A 17,823-nucleotide genomic window follows, 5' to 3' on the forward strand; every position below is an offset into this window, starting at 1 on the left:
TCCGGGCGAACTGATTGACAGTCTCTTACCGGATAAAGGATGGGCGGGCTTGGCTTGACTTGAGCTACGGTATGATAAGCATACTTGCTTTTTGAAGACTTTACCTCGACTTCTGCTAATCGGCCTGGGAGTGGTTTGCCTGGCCGGTGCGGGCTGGGGGATCTATTCCCTGAAAAACCGCCAGGTGGCTCCCGTTGCCCCGGTGGTGACAGGTATCGGTGTGCCAGGAACGGAGGCGTTTCCAGCCACGTTTTTTCCCGAGCGTTATGAGAAATTCAGCGCTAACGCCTGCCGCCAGTGTCACGAAGAGAGCTTTCAGGAATGGTTGCCCAGCGACCATGCACACGCCAACCGGCCCGTCATGATGAGCATGGACCTGCCAGCCTTCCTGCCGGCGCGTGAGATCAAGGTCCCCGGTGAGTCGTTCCTGTTCTCAGAGGAAGCGGAGAAGTTCTGGATGACCGTGACCCGCGACAGCGGCGAGCAGCAGCGCTACGCCCTCGACGGGGTTATCGCCGTCACCCCGTTGCGCCAATACCTGGCGAAACTGCGCGGCGGACGCTGGCAAACCACCAGTGTGGCCTACGATCCGGCGGCGGACGAGTGGTTCGATGTTTTCGCGGGCGACGAGCGCCAGCCCGGCGAATGGGGCCACTGGAGCGGCCAGGGGATGAACTGGAACGCCAACTGCGCCTGGTGCCACATGACCGAGTACCGGAAGAACTTCGACATCGAAACCGACAGCTACCACACGACCTGGATGGAACAGGGCGTCTCCTGCATGCAGTGCCACGTCGGCATGGAGGAGCACGTCGCCAACGCCACCGAAAGCTACTCCCCGCCGGTCCAGACCCTGAGTGCCCGCCGGATAATGGAAAACTGCGCCTCCTGCCACTCCCGGCGCGATCAGTTTACGCCCGACACCTTTGTCGCCGGGGATATTTACCATCAGCATTTCGGGCTGTCCCTGCCGGACCAGCCAGGACTCTATTACCCGGACGGTCAAATCCTCGACGAGGACTACGTCTATGCCTCCTTCCTCATGAGCCCGATGGGCCATGCCGGAGTCACTTGCCTGGACTGCCACAACCCGCACTCGGGCAAGACGATTCTTCCCTTTGAGAACAACAACCTGTGCATGCGCTGCCATGATACTGGGCTGGACGGGGCGACCATCATCGACCCGGTCGCGCACAGCCACCACGGCCCGGACAGCACCGGCAACCGCTGTGTCGAGTGCCACATGCCGGAAACGCCTTACATGCAGCGCGATCCGCGCCGCGACCACGGTTTCCTGCTGCCCGATCCGCTGATGACCGCCGAGTTGGGCATCCCCAACGCCTGCCAGCGCTGCCACTCGGACGAGACGACCGAGTGGGCCATCGAGTGGACGGAAAAGTGGTATGGCGACAAGCTGGCCGAGAAACCCCAGCGCAAGCGCGCCCGTGCCCTTGCCGCCGCCTATGCGGGCGACCCGGCGGCTGTCGGGCAATTACTCGGTCTGGCGGCGGACGAGCCCAACCACGCCTGGCGGGCGACTTACACCGGCCTGCTGGGGAGCTATATCCCCGAGCGTGAGGTGATGGCCTACCTGGACAAGGCGCTCAAGGACGACAGCTCAATGGTCCGCGCGCGTGCGGTCCGGGCACTGGCCCCGATGCAGCAGGCCCAGCCGGTGATCGAACCGATGCTTAAAGACCCCTCGCGCAATGTCCGCATCGCCGCCGAGCAGGCTTATGCCGGTTGGGGTGAATCGATCCCCGATCCCGACGCGGCCAAGGAGTGGCAGACCTATCTGGAGTTTCAGGCCGACCGCGTGAGCGGGGCCTTCATGTTGGCCGATCAGGACATCCGCGACGGGAACAACGAGCGCGCGGCCAAGCTCATTGGCCAGGCAGTGGCGCTCGACCCGGCCTCGCCCGAAGTGCTCCGCCAGGGCGCGATCATGTACAGCCGTATCGGGGACAACGCCTCGGCCGAGCAACTGCTTCAGCAGGCCCTGGAAGAGGCTCCCCGGCTTGCCGTCCTGCATTACTCGCTGGCTCTGCTTTACGCGGGCGATGGGCGGCTGCAGGAAGCGATCCCGCTACTGGAAAATACGGTCCTGCTCGATCCGCAGTTTTACCGCGCCTGGTATAATCTCGCTCTGGCCCGGACCAAGCTCGAAGACTGGCAGGGGGCGAAAGACGCTCTGGACAAGGCCGCTCCCGCCTTCGGGAACGATCCAGGCTGGCTCCAGACGCGCATGATCGTCGAACGTCGCCTGGCCACCCAGCGGTAGGCTCTGCCCGAGGATTCTGGGCTTTTTCATTTTTGCGGTTCTATTTTAGGCCACAGAGCACACAGAGGAGGCACAGAGCGCACAGAGATTTTTTGGAAAAAGGGCCATAGCGCACGCCAAGTCAGGTTTGGGGGCCTCTTCCCTTGCTTCCCGACCTTCCTGTTAAATCCCTTGCTTGTTCAAAGCGTTATAAAGGCCGGTCTCAATTCTGTTACGAAATGACTTTCGCGGTCTGCGGGCACAAAAAAGCCTCCGTTTGCGGCAGAGGCTTTTTTGGGAAAAATGGGCGGGAGAAAAAATCAACCCTTGGCCTTGGCGACCATCTCGTAGAACTGGGTGAAGAGCGGGTCGGCGTCGTTGGGGCCGGGGGCGGCCTCGGGGTGGTACTGCACGCTGAAAACGGGCAGATCCTTGTGGCGCAGGCCCTCGACGGTGTTGTCGTTGAGGTTGATCTCGGTGACGACGCCGCCGCACTTCTCGATCTCGTCCGGGGTGGACGCGAAGCCGTGGTTCTGCGACGTGATGGAGACCAGGCCGGTTTCGATGTTCTTGACCGGCTGGTTACCGCCACGGTGGCCGAACTTGAGCTTAAAAGTCTTCGCGCCGAGGGCGTGGGTGATGATCTGGTGCCCCAGGCAGATGCCAAAGGTCGGGTACTGCTCGATCAGCTTGGAAACGCTCTGGTGGGCGTAGGTGACGGCGGCGGGGTCGCCGGGACCGTTGCTGAGGAAGATCGCGTCGGGGCGCAGTTCGTTGACCTGCTCGGGGGTGGCAGTGGCCGGGACCACGAACACGTCGAAGCCGTGGTTGCGCAGGCGTTTGAAAATCGAGTGCTTGGCCCCGAAGTCGAAGGCGGCAACCTTGAACGTCTTCTCCGGTCGCGTGAAGTGGTTCATCGTCGTGCCGGTGATTTTAAACAGCTCGCTCAGGGAGCCGTCGGGATCGAAGGCGTAAGGCTCCTTGCAGGTGACGTCCTTGACGTAGTCGATGCCGATCAGGCCGGACCATTCCTTGGCGCGCGTGACGGCTTCCTCGTCGGAAATATCTTCGGTGCTCAGGCAGGCCTTCATCGCACCGTCCACGCGCAGGCGCTTGGTGATGGAGCGGGTGTCCACGCCCGCCAAGCCCGGGATGAAGTTCTTTTCCAGGTACTCGGGCAGGCTCATCGTGCTGCGCCAGTTGCTGGAAACCGGGGACAGGTCACGGACGACGAAGGCTTTAACCTTGGGGCCGTTCGACTCCTCGTCCTCGGGGTTGATCCCGTAGTTACCGATCTGCGAGGCCGTCATGGTGACGATCTGCGCATAGTAGGAGGGGTCGGTCAGGATTTCCTGGTAACCCGTCATCGACGTGTTGAAAACCGCTTCGCCGACGACGGTCTTGGCCGCGCCAAATGCTTTTCCCCGGAAGACGCTGCCGTCTTCCAGAGCGAGGATGCCGCTACGTGAGGTGCCCATTAACGGTCCAAAGAAATGACACCCTCGCCGGGGCGCAAATAAAAAAAGCACTTTCCTCCGCAATCGTACATGGCGGGGGTGTCAAACGCGGGGTCCGAACAGGGGTTCAGGCGACGCGGGTGTTTTGCGCGAGGCAATCGGCGATCAGCGCAAGTAATTCCTGGTCAGATAGTTTGCTGGAGACGCAGGCGTCCATCTCTCCTTCTTCCTTGAGGGTCTGGTAGTCCTCGGGGAAGGGGGAGCGCGAACGGCCCACGATGTGCGGGGCGTGCTCCTTCCAGTTGGTACGGATGGTGCGGGCGGCGATCACTCCGTTGAGGTCCGGTAGTTCGACATCCATCAGGACGAGGTCGAAGTCCCGGTCACGCACGGCATTCATCACCTCAATGCCGCTGGTGGCCAGTTCCACCTCGTAGCCCTCCTGACGGAGACGCTGGATAGCCCGGCGCTTACCGGCAAAGCCGTCCTGGGCGATCAGGATGCGCGGGCGCCTGTGGCCGTGTGGTCCGGCCGCAGTGATATCCGCCCCGGTGGGTGCGAGGCGGGGTGTATCGAACAGTGCTTCCATGGCTCATAGCAAAATAAGCATATCCCGCCTCAAAGTCCATCCATTGAACACTGTATTCTCAATTTTTATGACAATCATTCATAGTGTGCGTGGGGTAAAGGATGGGGCAGGGCAGCGGCGTTGACCCCAGGCTGAGGCGGTCGGCGGATTTGACGCCTCTCCCGCTCGCAACGTGGCGGCAGGGGATGATGGTGGGCGTGGAAGAAACGCCTTATATTGATTTCATTCCCATTTTGACCGTTAAGGGATTTATCAACGGGAAAGCCGGTAAGTAAGGCGACATCTCCGCTCTTCCTTTACGTGCTTTCCGGCCTTCCTGTTAAGTCTCTTACTGCCCTGTGCTGTCGTGCCTGGCAGGTGCAACCTGCTCGCCGTCTTCGATGAGGACGCGGCGGAGAGATTCTACGAGGGCGTGGGCCTCGTCGGCGTTCTTCCAGTAATAGACGTCGCGGCACATTTTCCGGTACTCGACGATTCCGGCCTGGCGCAGCACCCGCAGGTGGTGGGAGACGGTCGGCTGGGACAGGTTCAGCTTGTCGGCGAGCTGGGAGACGTTGTTGCCGTGCTTGCAGTCGGCCCCGATGGGCAGCAGGTCGAGGACTTGCAGGCGCACGATGTCCCCCACCGCCCAGAGTTGGCGGGCGAGTTCTTCCTGCGTCTTGATGATCGGTCCTGCGGCCATGATACAAACTTCAAAAGATAAGCCAAACACCCCGCGTGGCACAAGGCAAATGTATTGAAGATTTTAAATATTTAAAAAGATAGTTGAATTTTGGGTCAAGGTGAGTTTATGTGTGCCCCTCTCACATGTACCCGCGCGACACAAAAGACCGGTGGTTTCAAGGGCAGGGCCTTTGGAGCCATGTCCCCGAAAGTGACTGGAAAAACTGGAAGTGGCAGTTGAAAAACCGCCTCACTTCCGTGGAGCAAGTCGAGAAGTACCTGGAACTGACGCCGCAGGAGCGGGCCGGTTGCTACTTCTCGGGGCGCAAGCTCGCCCTGGCCATCACGCCGTATTTCTTCAACCTGATCGACCGCGACGATCCGAACTGCCCCATCCGGCGGCAGATCATCCCCCGCGAGGAAGAGATGGAGACCGCGCCCGAGGAACTGCTCGACCCGGTCGGCGAGGAGGGGAGTATGGCCGTCAAGGGCATCGTCCACCGCTACCCGGACCGGGTGCTGTTTCTGGTCACGGACCGCTGCGCCTCCTACTGCCGCTACTGCACGCGTTCGCGGCTGGTTTCCAACGCGCAGGATTACAATTTCCACCCGGAGTTCGAGTCCGGGCTGGCTTACATCGAGTCGCATCCGGAAATCCGCGACGTGCTCCTCTCCGGCGGCGATCCGCTGCTGCTCTCGGACCGTAAGCTCGACTACTTGCTGGGCCGCCTGCGGGCCATTCCGCACGTCGAGTTTATCCGCATCGGCTCGCGCATCCCGGTTTTTCTGCCACAGCGGATCACGCCCGAGCTGTGCGAAATCTTTAAAAAGCACGGCCCGATCTGGATGAGCATCCACGTCAACCATCCCCGTGAGTGCACCGAGGAACTGCGTCAGGCGACAGAACGCCTGTCCTACGCCGGGGTGCCACTGGGCAACCAGAGCGTGTTGCTCAAGGGCGTCAATGACAACGTCGAGACGATGAAAAGCCTCGTGCACCGCCTCCTGATGATGCGCGTGCGCCCATACTACCTTTACCAGTGCGACCTGATTACCGGCAGCGCCCACCTGCGCACGGATGTGCGGACCGGGATCGAGCTGATCAACCAGCTTCGTGGCCACACGACCGGTTATGCGATCCCGCAGTACGTGATCGACGCCCCCGGCGGCGGCGGCAAGGTCCCGATCAACCCCGAATACGTGAAGAAAATCACCGATTCGGAGGTCGTCCTGCGCAACTTCCAGGGCAAGACCTACCGGTATCCGCTCGTCAACGGCGTGCCCGTTGCCTCCGGCGTCCGCCCGGAGGAGGTCAGCGTTGGCTGCCCCGGCTAGGTCGTCCCGAACTCTCAAATATTCCCGACAGGGAAGGCGGGCAATTTGTGTTTGCCAAAAGCGGGCTCGGGCGCTTTCCTCCCACACTAACCTATTGTAAACGACGGGCCGCTGGGCGGTCTTTTTGCACAGACACGATTGAATACCGGAGTTGGCTCAAGGCCTGCTAATCGACCTTGACAGAAACTCTGATTAACGACACCTTTTCCCGCTTATGGCAGTTCCGATTTCCCAAGCCTGGACCGTGGCCACCTATGTGCTCGGCCAAAAACTGCGTGGTCGCAAGCGCTACCCGCTGGTCCTCATGCTCGAACCGCTTTTCCGCTGCAACCTCGCCTGTGAAGGCTGCGGCAAGATACAGTTCCCGGACCACATCCTGAAGAAGCGCGTCTCGGCCGAGAAGGCGCTGGCCGCCGCCGAAGAGTGTGGTGCGCCTATCGTCTCCATCGCCGGGGGCGAGCCGCTGATCCATCCCGAGATCGAGCAGATCGTGGACGGCCTGATCAAGCAGGGACGCTACATTTACCTTTGCACGAACGCCCTCCTGCTGGAGCGCGCGCTCAAAAAGTTCACGCCGCACAAGCAGTTGACCTTCTCCGTGCACATGGACGGGCTCAAGGAAGAGCACGACCGCTCCGTCAGCCGCGACGGCACCTTTGACATCGCCCTCAAGGCGATCAAGAAGGCCGTCGAAATGGGCTTCCGCGTGACCACGAACACCACGCTGTTCAACAACGCTGACCCCGAGCGCGTCCACGAGTTCTTCGACCTGATGATGGAAGCCGGTGTCGAGAGCATGATGACCTCGCCGGGCTACCCCTACGAAAAGGCCCCCGACCAGGAAATCTTCCTCGAACGCGACCGCACCAAGGTGCTCTTCAAGAAGATTCTCGGCGGTGCCAAGAAGGAATGGCGTTTCAACCATAGCCCGAACTTCCTGGCCTTCCTCAAGGGCGATATCGACTACGACTGCACCCCCTGGGGCAACCCGACTTATAACGTTTTCGGTTGGCAGAAGCCCTGTTACCTCCTTGGCGACGGCTACACCAAGACTTTTAAGCAGATGATGGAGACCACCGAGTGGTCCCGCTACGGCCAGCACGGTACGGACGAGCGCTGTAAGGACTGTATGGTGCACTGCGGCTACGAAGCCAGCGCGGTGGACGACAGCTTCTCGCTCGGCGGTGCCATTCGCATGTGGAAGGCCAACAAGAACATGCACAAGCCCGTCACCTTCACCGAGGACGAGGAAAAGCTCTACGCGCTGCTCCGCGCTGACGCTATGAAGCGCGCCGAGTCCTGCGGCGCCAGCTCCTGCTGCTCCTCCTCCAAGGACGTGGCCGGCAGCGAAAAACTGCTGGAAAACATCGCTCCGAATCGCGTCACCCGCCAGGTGCAGCGCGAGGAGAATGTCCCGGCCAGCGGCACCGACCGCTAGGCGCGTCTCCAACAGGCGTTTGCCTCCAACCATTTAACAGGCCGGGTCCAGCGTGACCCGGCTTTTTTGCGCCCTCTTCCAGGGGTTGCCAACGAAGTCACGCGAAGGAACGCGAAGCTTCATTTTCCTGCCTTTCTTCGCGTGACTTCGCGGGCAGCTTCTTTTTCTTCTACCGTGTCTGGCAGGTCTGGAGCTACAGCTCGGCAGCGATGGCCTCGGCGAGGGCTTCGCGGACGGGGCCCCAGCTTTTGAGCAGGCGGCGCAGGCGTCCAATATCGCCGGGGTGGGTGAGCATGTGCCCGGCCATGCGTAATGGGGTTTCCTTACCGGTTTCGCGGTTGTAGCCCTTGGCAAGAAAGGCGGGCAACTCGTCCGTGGCGGTGTCGCTGATGGCACGGATGACGGTCAACGGGATACCGGCCTCGGCAGCGGCTTCCACCACAGGGGCCGATTCCATGTCCACCACGGGGCAGCCGGTTTGCGCGAAAAGCACGGCCTTGGCGGCGGGGGTGGAGACGACTTCGCTGGCGGTGTGGATCTTGCCTTCGCCGCGGTCAATCACAATATCCCCGAGCTTGAGCGCCGGATCGAGCGCCCCCCCGAATCCGGCCAGGATAACCCGCTTCGGCTTGACCAGGCGCATAGCCTCGCGGGCGGGTTCAACACAGTGGACCGGTCCCATCCCGATGAGGGAGACGTGGACGGTTTGCTTTTCCCAGTCACCAACCCAGGCTGGACGATGTCCCATCTCGTAGGAGGCGGCATGTGCCAGCGCCTGGATGAAAAGGTCAGCTTCGAAACGGGTCGGAATGAGAATCAGGGACATGTGGGAAAGAATTAAAAAAGCAGGCGTGCCCCAGGGAGGGCGGCCATTTTACGGTCATTGGTGAGGATGTGGGCTTCGCGGGCGAGATAGTCTTGCGCAATCAGCCGATCAAGGAGGCCGCAGCCGCCCTTTGAACGCAAGATATTTACGACTTCAAAACCGTTCAGCGGAGTAATCATGCTGCCAGTCAGGAGGGTATCAATGGCCTTTCTGGCGTCGTTTTTGCTGATTTTATAGTGATGCTGGAGCGTGATGTAGGCTTCTCCAATCACTTGGTTGGAGACGGTGAGCTCGGCGGATGCTTCCGCCTCCAGCAACTTTTCGAGGGCTGTTACCGTTTTGCGGAAATCCGCTTCCGGATGCCCGGTGAGCAGGCGCACGAAGACGGAGGTGTCAATCCCGTAGGTCTGAGTCGAGCGCGGCATGGCGGATGGCAGCGATGTCCGGAGCGGGCAGGTTGGCGGCGATTTTATCTTTCAGCGGGGCGAGGTTTGCCCTGTTGAAGCGGCGGGGCTTGATGAGAAACCCGTCGGCGGATTCCTCAATGACGAGCGTGTCGCCGGCCTTGACGCCGAGGCGTTCCACCACATGACGGGGGAAAGTCACCTGGCGTTTACTGGTAAGTCGGACCTGCATATCTCCTTACTTATAAGGGGAAGTCGTAAGGCGTCAAGCTTGCCCGCTTCTTTACCCATCCAGCGCCGCGCTGACGGCGAAGCCGCTGAGGGCGGCGCTTTCGAGGGTGGCGGGCAGGCCGGTGGCGGTGTAGTCGCCCGCGAGGAGGAAGTTGCTCCAGGGGCTGGCCTTGGGGCCGGGGCGGTGAGGCTCGGTGGCGGGCTGGGCGGCGAAGGTCGCGTCGCGGCTTTTGTAAACGAGCGAACGGGCGATCTGCATCTCCGTGGCGGCGGGGAAGAATTTCTCCAGCTCAGTGCGCAGGAGGGTGACGATTTCGTCGCTTTTCATGTCGAGCCAAGCCTGGGCGGTGCTGGAAATGACGGCGTAAAGGTGTTTGCCCGCGTACTCGGGGGGGAGGGTGTGGGTGCGATCGAAGACCCAGTGCACGGGCGAGTCGAGCAGCCCGACGAAATCTGCCCCGTTGTCGTAGAGGGGGCGGTCGGTGACGAGGTGGATGCCCATGATCGGGGCGGAGGGGATAGCCGCGAGGTGGTCGCGCAGGCGCGAGCCCTCGGGCAGGAGCGACCGCAGGGCCGTCCAGGGCAGGGCGCTGACGAAGAGCTCCGCCTCGATCCGCTCGCCTCGTGGCGTTTCCACTGCCGTGACGCGCTGGATGCCGGTTTCGCGGTCTTCGGCCACCTCGACGCGGGCGATTTTTGAGGACAGGCTGAGGCTGCCGCCGATGCTGTTGAGGAAAAGGCTCGTCTCGGGTTCGAAGAGTTCGCTCAGCCCGACCTTGCTCACGATGATGTCGGCGGCGTCGGATTTGCCAAAGAGCGAGCGGCGCAGGGTCTCGTGCAGGAGCCGGGCGCTGGCGGTGGAGGTGGGCTCGTTGAGGGCGGCCACGCAGAAGGGTTCCCACAGGGCGCGGACGGAGCCCGCGGTCTGCCCGTGGCGGCGCAGCCAGTGGGCGGCGGTCTCGTCGTCGGCGGGGACAGCCTCCAGGCGCATGACCAGCCCCATCCGCAGGATGGCGAGCCGGTCGGCGGTGTTCAGTTCGGAAAATTTGAAAAGCCCGGCCAGCAGGTTGAAGGGCGCGGGCAAGGGTTGTGCGGCTAATTCGGACCAGCGTCCGCCGGGGCTGACATAGGGCACGCGCATGCTCGGCTGGCGCTCCAGTTTGTCGGTGATGCCGAGCAGCTCGGCCAGTTTGAGAAAGCCCGTGTAGCAGCCCATGACGATGTGCTGGCCGTTGTCGATGGTGAGGCCGGTGGCGGCATCGGTCAGGCTGTGGGCACGCCCGCCCAGGTAGGTGCGGGCCTCGTAAAGGTGCGGCGTGAAGCCCTCCAGGCCGAGTTCGAGCGCGGCGGTGATCCCGGCCACGCCCCCGCCGAGGACGGCAGCGCGGCCCGGCAGGCTGCGGGGACGTCCGGGGCGTTTGGCTTCGCGCAGGGTGCGCCACAGGAGCCGGAGTTTTTGCGGCTTGGAGAGGCGGGTGCGCTCGACGGTGAGCGCGAAGCCCCCGGCGGCGATTTTTTCTAAAATTTCCTCGTAAAACGCGCCCATGACGAGCGCGGCCTTGAGGTTCTGGCGCTCGGAATCGGGCAGGAGCCGCCGGGCCTTGTTGAAGAAGTGCTTGCAGCGGTAGTAGCAGAGGCGGAAGAGCTTCTGGCAGGCGGGGTTGGCGGCGGGGTTGGCCAGGTCGTCCTCGCTCACTTCGAGGGCGGCCAGTTCGTCCTGGGGCAGATAGACGCGGCCCATCTTGACCTTGTCCTCGACCACGTCGCGCAGGATGTTGGTGAACTGGAGTGCGTAGCCGAGGGTTTCGGCAAACTCCGGAGTGCGCGGATGCGTGCAGCCGAAAATCTTGATCGAGACCAGCCCCACGGCGGAGGCGACCCCGTAGCAGTAGCGGCGCAGGTGCTCGAAGCTGGCGAAGCGCGCCCCGCCGATGTCCATGCTCACCCCGTCGATGATGGCCAGCAGGTCGGCCTTTTCGACCCCGTAGCGGTCGATGACGGGTTTCATTTCGGCCATCAACTTGATGGGTACGCCGTCCACGCGGTAGCAGGACTCGATCTCCTTGCGCCAGGCGTCGAGCTCGGCGCGCTTCTGATCGTCGGTGCGTCCGGGTTCGTCGGCGATGTCGTCGGCGATGCGGCAGAAATCGTAAAACACTGCCATAGCCTCCCGGCGCTCGGGTTCGAGCGACATGAAGGTGAAGGCGAGGTTGGATTTCTTGCGGGCCTGAACCGCTTCTTTGGACTCGGACGACATCGGTGGTTTTCTAAAAACAGCTATATGACGGGACAAGACGGCTCGCTGGCAAGGCGTTTATGCTGCCGGGGGAAATTGAACCCCGACTGTCGAATCTGGATGCCGGGCAGTGGAGTGGTCGGGGCATCCGATTTTGCCGCGCGGAGGGGAGGGAACATCAGGGAGCCGGCGCGGGTCCAGGTGGACGAAAGAGAAGGGGGGCTGCAGACTTGCGCCGGCCCGCCTGGGCTTTTTATGGAAAAGAGAGCACGGGCGTTTCGCTGGTTGCGCAGGGCTGTTTTCACTTCTTATTATAGCTATCGATCATGGACGGTTTTGATTACACAGGTTGGATTATTATTCCGGTGCTCATCTTTCTGGCCCGCCTGATGGACGTGAGTCTGGCGACGTTTCGCCACATCCTCATTTTCAAGGGCATGCGCAAGATTGTCCCGGCCATCGGCTTCGTCGAGGTGCTGATCTGGCTGGTGGCGATCACCCAGGTGATGCAGAACCTGAGCAACATCGCCAGTTACCTGGGGTTCGCTTCCGGGTTCGCGGCGGGGACGTACCTGGGGATTGTACTGGAGGAGAAAATCGCCCTCGGGCACCAGCTCGTGCGGATCATCACCCAGCGCAAGACCCCGGAACTGCGGGCCGCGCTCAGTACCAGCCGCTTCGGGGTGACGGTGGTCCCGGCCCAGGGCTCGAAGGGACCGGTGGATATCTTCTTCGTCGCGGTCGAACGCAAGCGCATGAAAAAACTGATCAAGTGCATCCGCGAATGCGACCCGGACCTGTTCTTCACCATCGAGGATGTGCGTTCGGTCAGTTCAGCAGGCGTCTGGGGACACAATGCGGACTTTGGCGGCGAACTGGCGATGGAAGGTACGCTCAAGAAAAAATAACGCGCCGCGCCCGGTTTCGTAAACGCCGGGCGTACATTCCCTCTGGCCGCGCCCCCGCCGTGGCGGGGTGTTTCAGGCAAGCCTGTGTTAAGATTGCTGCGTTCTCAGCGGGTGAAGGCGGCTTTTTGCAGGAGCTTGACTTTGTCGAAGCCGTTGAGCTTGGGGCGGGCGCTGACGGTGTCGTAGTCGCGGGAGACGATTTTATCCAGAATGGTCTGGCCGCCGAGCCAGGTTAGGCGGATTTCCATACTCAGGGGGAAGGGCAGGTGGCGGCTGAGGACGCGGCCCTCATTGAACATGGCGTAGGTGCGGTCCACCTGGTGCTTGAGGCAGCGGCGGAACTCCGGGGTGGCCGGAGGCTGGGAGAACATCGCCTCGGTCACGCCAAAGGTGGTCCAGTCCTCCTGTGGGACGTAGATGCGGCCGTCCTTCTTGATGTCCACGCTCACGTCCTGCCAGAAGTTGGCGAGCTGGAGCGCCGAGCAAATCTGGTCCGACCAGGCGAAGTTCTGCTCGCTGGCGTGGCCGTGGAGGATGAGCACGAGCCGTCCCACCGGGTTCGCGCTGCGGCGGCAGTAGTCGAGGACTTCGGCAAAAGTGGAGTAGCGCAGTTTGACACAGTCCTGCTTGAACGCGCTGAGCAGGTCGCGGAAAAGCTGCACTGGCGCGCCGGTCTTCTTGATGGTGTCGCCGAGGGCGAGGAAGATCCAGGCGTATTTCTCCTCCAGCGGGCGACCGGCGGCGGCGTTGTCGAGCTGTTCCTCGTAGGCGTCGAGCGCGGCCACGCGCTCCTGCGGGGTAAAAACGCGGCCATCGGGAGCGGTGCTTTCGGAGGCCGTCCAGCCCTCGTCTGCGAGGTCGTCCGCCGTCCGCGCAAAGGCGTACACCGCGCTCACATAGGGGCGGATACTCTTGGGCACGAGCCGGGCGACGGGAAAGTTCTCGTAGTGCTCCCGGGTCAGGTCGTGGCAGCGGGCGTAGGATTCTTCGACAGTCATCATGGAAACGCCCCAGCAAAACCGCCCCCCGCCCCCGGCGCAAGCCCCGGTTGCGGGCCGCGCTAGCTATGTGCGTGTGCGGTTTGTTCGCCCCGTGGGGTACTTGTTCGATTCTTCATTCGCCTGTGCGGTCACGCGCCGTTGCGCGTTTGCGTATTGAAGTCTGGGCGGGGATAGGCATATTGCCGCCTATGATGAGAATTTCTCCAAGGCGTAAGCCGCTGGGCCTGCGCCCGCTTGTGCTTTTGCTCGTGCTGGGTGCCGCCGCTGTGGCACAGGGGCAGTCCGAGTCGCGGCAGGTGGCCGCGCTGGGCAAGATCATCCCCGGCGAGGGCGTGGTCAATGTCGCCGCCCCGGCGGGCGAGACCGGCCAGGCCATCGTGGCCGAGGTCAGCGTCACCCCCGGCCAGACTGTGAAAAAAGGCGACCCGCTGGCTGTGCTGACGACCAAGCCCCTGCTTGAGGCCGCTGTGTTCGCCGCGCAAAAGAGTGCCGCCGCCGCCCAGGCCGATGCCGCCGCCGCGCAGGCCGGGATTGAAGTGGCGCAAAAGCAGGTCGCCGTTTTCGACCATCAGCTTCAGTCGCTGGATGCCCGCGTTTCCGCCGCGCAGAAGGAGGCTTCCGCCGCGCAGATGGGCGTGGATCAGGCGCAGAAGGCCATCGCCCGCGCCGAGGCCGAGTATCAGGCCGCCGTGGCCCGCCTGCAAGGCGAGATCGACGAGCACACCCGGCTGATCAAGGAGTGGGACCCCGGCACCAAGGACCGCGTGCAGATCCAGTCCCAGCAGCGGATTCTCGCGCTGGAGATTAAAAAGCTCGGCTCGACCAAGGCCGCGCAGGACAACGAATTGAAATCCGCCTACAACACCGCGCAGGCGCAGGCCGATGCCGCCGCCGCGCAGGTGGACGTGGTCGCCTCGGAGCGGCAGTCGATCCTCGACCAGAAGGCTATCGCGGAGGTGCAGTTGGCTCAGGTGCAGGCGCAGGCCGATGCCGCCGCCGCGCAGGCCGCCGCCGCGCAGGAGCAGGTCCGGCAAGCCCAGGCCCGCCTGGCCACCGGGACGGTGTTTTCGCCGTTGAACGGTGTGGTGGTCTCCGTCAATGCCTGGCCCGGCACCGCTGTCGAGTTGGGTGGAGTGGCCTCCGTGGCCGACACGACGGAGATGTTTGTCGAGGCCGAGGTCTACGTGGACGACGTTTCCAAGGTCAAGGCCGGGCAGGCCGCGACCGTTTCCGGCCAGCCGCTGGGCAAGGAGTTGACCGGCAAGGTTGACCGCGTGGGCGTGCAGGTCGCCGCCAACGCGGTTTTCAGCCGCGACCCGACGGCTTTCGCCGACCAGCGCGTGGTCAAGGTCCGGATCAAACTCGACGACCCCGCCGCCGTGCGTTCGCTCATTGGCGCGCAGGTCACGGTCAAGATCAAGCCCTGATCCGGGTCAGACGATGGCCGAGAAGGACACCAAGCATTTTAACTGAAACTCCGTGTCCCTGTGCCTCCGTGTTAGATAACCGAAATGACTACAAACACCGGGAAATGACAGCATGGCTGTGATGATAGACCAAACGCCCACCAGCTCCCAAACACCGACGAGCGCCCATTAGATGCTTTTAAACAAACTCATGCCGCTGGGCATTCCGCTGGCCTGGCTCAACCTCATCAAGGAGAAGAAGCGCTTCTTCGCGGCAGTGGCGGGGATCACCTTCGCCGTCACGATGATGATGTTCCAGATGGGGCTCAACTCCGCGCTCTTCAAGCAGGTCGTCGGCCCGCATGCCGAGATGGCGGCGGACATCTTCATGGTCAGCAGCCAGTACGAGTACCTCGGCGTCAGCAAGGGCTTCCCGCTGCGGCGGCTGGTGCAGGCCGAGGGTGAGCCGGGCGTGGCGCAGACCGTACCGCTCTACGTCGGCAGCCTGCCCATGCTTAACACCGCCAACCGCAGCACGCGCGAGGTCTTTATCATGGCCTGGGATCCGGCGGTGCAGGCTTTTGACGACGAGGAGATCGAGAGCCAGCGCTGGAAGCTCAAGCGCGAGGGCGTCGCCCTCTACGACCGGCTCTCGCGCCCTGAGTTGGGGCCGTTTGTGCAGGAGGTGGATGAGACCGGCGAGGCCGTGACCGAGGTGGCTAACCGCCGCATGGCCATCGAGGGGTTGTTCTCGATTTCTCCGACCTTCGTGGCGGACGGTAACATGCTCACCAGTGCCGACACTTTCCTCCCCCTGTGGCCGGGCGGCGACCCCTCCGTGGTCAGCCTCGGCCTCATCCGCCTGGAGCCGGGCACGGACCCCGCCGCTGTGGTGGCGGGACTGACGGATTATCTGCCCGACGATGTGCGCGTCTATACCCGGCAGGCTTTCCTCGACTACGAGATGCAGTACTGGCGCGAGCGCACGCCCATCGGTTTCGTTATCACGGCTTCGATGGCGGTGGCGCTGATCGTGGGCGCGGTCATCGTGTATCAGATTCTCTATACAGATGTGAACGATCACCTGGAGGAGTACGCCACGCTCAAGTCTATTGGCTTCCGTGACAGCTACTTCACCAGCGTGATTTTACAGGAGTCGGTTATTTTAAGCGTGTTCGGGTTTATCCCTGGGACGCTTTTCACCTGGGTGCTGTTTTACTTCACTCGGCAAATAGCCCACATGGCCACGTACCTGAGCCTGCTCAACTGCGCCATCATCTTCGGGCTGACGCTGTTCATGTGCCTGACGGCGGGCGCATTGGCCACCCGTAAACTCCGCCACGCCAACCCGGCCGAAATTTTCTAGCGACATGTCCAGGGAACCCATTATCCGCGTCAAAGACCTCCACTACTCCTTCCGCGAAGGGGAGGGGATGAAGGAGGTCCTGCACGGCGTTTCGGCGGACTTTTACCCCGGCGAAATCGTCATCATCATGGGCCCCTCCGGCTCGGGTAAGACGACCTTTCTCAAGCTGCTGGGCGGTTTGCGCACGGTGCAGAAGGGCAGCATCGAGATCGACGGCCAACTGCTCGAAAAGGGGCGCAAGAAGGACCTCGTCAGCGTGCGCCGAAAGATCGGTTTCATCTTTCAGAACCATCACCTGATCGCCTCGCTCAGCGTCTGCCAGAATGTCATGATGCCCCTGTCTTTCAACCCGAGGGAAACGGCGGCTACGGCCCGGCCTCAGGCGCTTGATATTTTGAAACAGGTTGGCCTGGCCGATCACGTGAATAAAAAGCCCTCGCAGCTCTCCGGCGGGCAAAAGCAGCGGGTGGCCATCGCCCGCGCCCTCGTGCACAACCCGCGCATCGTGCTGGCGGACGAGCCGACGGCCTCGCTCGACGGCAAGACCGGCCGCGAAGTGGTGGACCACATCCAGCGCCTGGCCAAGCAGTCCGGAGCGACCATCCTCCTGGTTACGCACGACAGCCGTATCCTCGACGTGGCCGACCGCCTGATCGAGCTGGAGGACGGCGTGCTCAACTCCGACCCGCCCATCGAGGGGTAAGTCTTGGCTGGGGGCAGCAGAGTTTTTCCGGCGGTTACTGCCCGCTGGTGCGTTTTATGGCCAGCAGTTCAAAGTCCTTAAACTCGAATCCGACATCAAAAGTGCCGGTGACCTCCCAGCCCAGGTTCATACTGGCGAGGCGCATGTCGCTGAAGTCTGAACCGGTGAGAAAGCCCCGGCCTTGAGCCAGTTCGAAGGCCTTCAGGATGTGGGGATAAAGATCGGTCTCGACGCTCACCCAGCGGTCTCCGTGAAAATCTCCCCGCATGTAATCCCGGGTACCGAGGCTGTAGATAAATTTTTGCGAGGCGTCAGCCTTGCCGCCGTCCTGCGCGGCGAAGGGCGGGATTTTCCGTTCCCGGTAGTCATAGAAGGGAACTCCGAACCAGAGAAAATCGCCGTAATTTTCCGAGTCCTGGTTCAGGTTCTGCACCGTGATGAAGAGCTGAAACTGAGCCGAGTGCAACCCCGGATCAAATGCGCTGCGCCGCATTTTCATCTCGGCATGGTCCAGCCGCCCGGTGAATTTCAGGTTCAACGCCTTGAGGTCTTTTACGTAAGGTTTTTCCGGGAAGGACTGCTCGATGAGCAGATGTGGCCAGGCTTGGAGGCTCGTTCGGGGCTCATCGTATTCGGTGGAGGCGGCGAGATCCATCCAGATATGCATGCCGCCTCCGGGCATGCGTTCGAAGGCGATGGTTTTACCGGTGTTGGTATAGACGGCCTTTTCCCCGGTCACGGTCTTGTCTGCTTCGGAAAGCTCGTACTTGCTGGCCCATTCGGCCAGTCCCCAGATCGGTTTTTCCTCCGATTTACCGAAGGGATAGATATTTCCCGGAGAAGGCTTCCCGTCGGCGCGGCGCAGGATCAAGCCCCGGGCAAACCCCGGATCGCCAAGCAGCGAGAATTCCGGAGGCTCGGCGGCGGAAGTATCCGGCTGCGTCGCCTGTGCCCAGAGGCATGTCACAGTAGTCAACAAGGTAGGAAGGAGGACGGTTCT

Annotated in this window: 16 protein-coding genes; 7 read left to right on the forward strand and 9 right to left on the reverse strand. The window is 62.2% G+C overall.

Annotation, left to right across the window (positions count from 1 at the left end):
* Positions 1–91: 91 nt before the first annotated feature.
* Positions 92–2,281: a tetratricopeptide repeat protein gene (locus H5P28_RS13800; protein WP_185676290.1), complete on the forward strand. Its 2,190-nt coding sequence runs from the start codon at positions 92–94 to the stop codon at positions 2,279–2,281.
* A gap of 299 nt (positions 2,282–2,580) precedes the next feature.
* Here H5P28_RS13800 and carA read toward each other — a convergent pair whose 3' ends face one another.
* The 3 genes from carA to H5P28_RS13815 all read right to left on the reverse strand — a co-directional run bounded on the left by carA (position 2,581) and on the right by H5P28_RS13815 (position 4,988).
* Positions 2,581–3,738 carry a glutamine-hydrolyzing carbamoyl-phosphate synthase small subunit gene (gene carA / locus H5P28_RS13805; protein WP_185676291.1) on the reverse strand — a complete coding sequence of 386 codons (1,158 nt, stop codon included), beginning with the start codon at positions 3,736–3,738 and terminating at the stop codon, positions 2,581–2,583.
* Between the two features lie 106 nt (positions 3,739–3,844).
* Positions 3,845–4,306 (reverse strand): response regulator, encoded by a 462-nt coding sequence (locus H5P28_RS13810; RefSeq protein ID WP_185676292.1) that lies wholly within the window; start codon positions 4,304–4,306, stop codon positions 3,845–3,847.
* 328 nt (positions 4,307–4,634) lie between these two features.
* Positions 4,635–4,988 (reverse strand): ArsR/SmtB family transcription factor, encoded by a 354-nt coding sequence (locus tag H5P28_RS13815; protein ID WP_185676293.1) that lies wholly within the window; start codon positions 4,986–4,988, stop codon positions 4,635–4,637.
* Between the two features lie 125 nt (positions 4,989–5,113).
* On the opposite strand from H5P28_RS13815, the gene H5P28_RS13820 reads away from it, so the two are divergent.
* Together H5P28_RS13820 and hpnH are read left to right on the forward strand one after the other, a co-directional pair.
* Entirely contained in the window at positions 5,114–6,304 is a 1,191-nt protein-coding gene (locus tag H5P28_RS13820; protein WP_185676294.1) for a KamA family radical SAM protein, read from the forward strand.
* Positions 6,305–6,518: 214 nt separating this feature from the next.
* A complete protein-coding gene (hpnH, locus tag H5P28_RS13825) occupies positions 6,519–7,742 on the forward strand; it encodes an adenosyl-hopene transferase HpnH (RefSeq protein WP_185676295.1) in 1,224 nt (407 codons plus the stop codon).
* Positions 7,743–7,935: 193 nt separating this feature from the next.
* Here the strand turns inward: hpnH and H5P28_RS13830 are convergent, their stop codons facing one another.
* Genes H5P28_RS13830 through hpnE form a run of 4 tightly spaced genes read right to left on the reverse strand, consistent with a single transcriptional unit; the run spans position 7,936 to position 11,460 of the window.
* Entirely contained in the window at positions 7,936–8,568 is a 633-nt protein-coding gene (locus H5P28_RS13830) for a phosphorylase family protein (protein ID WP_185676296.1), read from the reverse strand.
* Between the two features lie 11 nt (positions 8,569–8,579).
* Positions 8,580–8,993 (reverse strand): type II toxin-antitoxin system VapC family toxin, encoded by a 414-nt coding sequence (locus H5P28_RS13835; RefSeq protein WP_185676297.1) that lies wholly within the window; start codon positions 8,991–8,993, stop codon positions 8,580–8,582.
* Entirely contained in the window at positions 8,962–9,204 is a 243-nt protein-coding gene (locus H5P28_RS13840) for an AbrB/MazE/SpoVT family DNA-binding domain-containing protein (protein WP_185676298.1), read from the reverse strand. Before H5P28_RS13840 ends, H5P28_RS13835 begins: the two co-directional genes overlap by 32 nt.
* A gap of 51 nt (positions 9,205–9,255) precedes the next feature.
* Positions 9,256–11,460: a hydroxysqualene dehydroxylase HpnE gene (hpnE, locus tag H5P28_RS13845; protein ID WP_185676299.1), complete on the reverse strand. Its 2,205-nt coding sequence runs from the start codon at positions 11,458–11,460 to the stop codon at positions 9,256–9,258.
* A gap of 305 nt (positions 11,461–11,765) precedes the next feature.
* On the opposite strand from hpnE, the gene H5P28_RS13850 reads away from it, so the two are divergent.
* On the forward strand, positions 11,766–12,347 hold the full coding sequence (locus H5P28_RS13850) for a DUF2179 domain-containing protein (protein WP_185676300.1): 582 nt from the start codon (positions 11,766–11,768) through the stop codon (positions 12,345–12,347).
* A gap of 104 nt (positions 12,348–12,451) precedes the next feature.
* On the opposite strand, the gene hpnC is transcribed toward H5P28_RS13850, so the two are convergent.
* Positions 12,452–13,348 carry a squalene synthase HpnC gene (gene hpnC, locus H5P28_RS13855; RefSeq protein ID WP_221773428.1) on the reverse strand — a complete coding sequence of 299 codons (897 nt, stop codon included), beginning with the start codon at positions 13,346–13,348 and terminating at the stop codon, positions 12,452–12,454.
* Between the two features lie 188 nt (positions 13,349–13,536).
* Here hpnC and H5P28_RS13860 point away from each other — a divergent pair, with 188 nt between their 5' ends.
* The 3 genes from H5P28_RS13860 (at position 13,537) to H5P28_RS13870 (ending at position 16,823) form a co-directional block, all read left to right on the forward strand.
* Entirely contained in the window at positions 13,537–14,775 is a 1,239-nt protein-coding gene (locus tag H5P28_RS13860) for an HlyD family efflux transporter periplasmic adaptor subunit (protein WP_185676301.1), read from the forward strand.
* A 172-nt stretch (positions 14,776–14,947) separates the two neighbouring features.
* On the forward strand, positions 14,948–16,120 hold the full coding sequence (devC, locus tag H5P28_RS13865; RefSeq protein ID WP_185676302.1) for an ABC transporter permease DevC: 1,173 nt from the start codon (positions 14,948–14,950) through the stop codon (positions 16,118–16,120).
* A 4-nt stretch (positions 16,121–16,124) separates the two neighbouring features.
* A complete protein-coding gene (locus H5P28_RS13870; protein WP_185676303.1) occupies positions 16,125–16,823 on the forward strand; it encodes an ABC transporter ATP-binding protein in 699 nt (232 codons plus the stop codon).
* A gap of 34 nt (positions 16,824–16,857) precedes the next feature.
* Here H5P28_RS13870 and H5P28_RS13875 read toward each other — a convergent pair whose 3' ends face one another.
* Entirely contained in the window at positions 16,858–17,802 is a 945-nt protein-coding gene (locus H5P28_RS13875) for a hypothetical protein (RefSeq protein ID WP_185676304.1), read from the reverse strand.
* Positions 17,803–17,823: the final 21 nt, after the last annotated feature.

Source organism: Ruficoccus amylovorans, assembly GCF_014230085.1.
GTDB lineage: Bacteria > Verrucomicrobiota > Verrucomicrobiia > Opitutales > Cerasicoccaceae > Ruficoccus > Ruficoccus amylovorans.

Coding starts and splice junctions, on each gene's coding strand:
- carA (WP_185676291.1), bottom strand. CDS start 3,738: ATGGGCACCTCACGTAGCGGCATCCTCGCTCTGGAAGACGGCAGCGTC.
- H5P28_RS13810 (WP_185676292.1), bottom strand. CDS start 4,306: ATGGAAGCACTGTTCGATACACCCCGCCTCGCACCCACCGGGGCGGAT.
- H5P28_RS13815 (WP_185676293.1), bottom strand. CDS start 4,988: ATGGCCGCAGGACCGATCATCAAGACGCAGGAAGAACTCGCCCGCCAA.
- H5P28_RS13820 (WP_185676294.1), top strand. CDS start 5,114: ATGTACCCGCGCGACACAAAAGACCGGTGGTTTCAAGGGCAGGGCCTT.
- hpnH (WP_185676295.1), top strand. CDS start 6,519: ATGGCAGTTCCGATTTCCCAAGCCTGGACCGTGGCCACCTATGTGCTC.
- H5P28_RS13830 (WP_185676296.1), bottom strand. CDS start 8,568: ATGTCCCTGATTCTCATTCCGACCCGTTTCGAAGCTGACCTTTTCATC.
- H5P28_RS13835 (WP_185676297.1), bottom strand. CDS start 8,993: ATGCCGCGCTCGACTCAGACCTACGGGATTGACACCTCCGTCTTCGTG.
- H5P28_RS13840 (WP_185676298.1), bottom strand. CDS start 9,204: ATGCAGGTCCGACTTACCAGTAAACGCCAGGTGACTTTCCCCCGTCAT.
- hpnE (WP_185676299.1), bottom strand. CDS start 11,460: ATGTCGTCCGAGTCCAAAGAAGCGGTTCAGGCCCGCAAGAAATCCAAC.
- H5P28_RS13850 (WP_185676300.1), top strand. CDS start 11,766: ATGGACGGTTTTGATTACACAGGTTGGATTATTATTCCGGTGCTCATC.
- hpnC (WP_221773428.1), bottom strand. CDS start 13,348: ATGATGACTGTCGAAGAATCCTACGCCCGCTGCCACGACCTGACCCGG.
- H5P28_RS13860 (WP_185676301.1), top strand. CDS start 13,537: ATGATGAGAATTTCTCCAAGGCGTAAGCCGCTGGGCCTGCGCCCGCTT.
- devC (WP_185676302.1), top strand. CDS start 14,948: ATGCTTTTAAACAAACTCATGCCGCTGGGCATTCCGCTGGCCTGGCTC.
- H5P28_RS13870 (WP_185676303.1), top strand. CDS start 16,125: ATGTCCAGGGAACCCATTATCCGCGTCAAAGACCTCCACTACTCCTTC.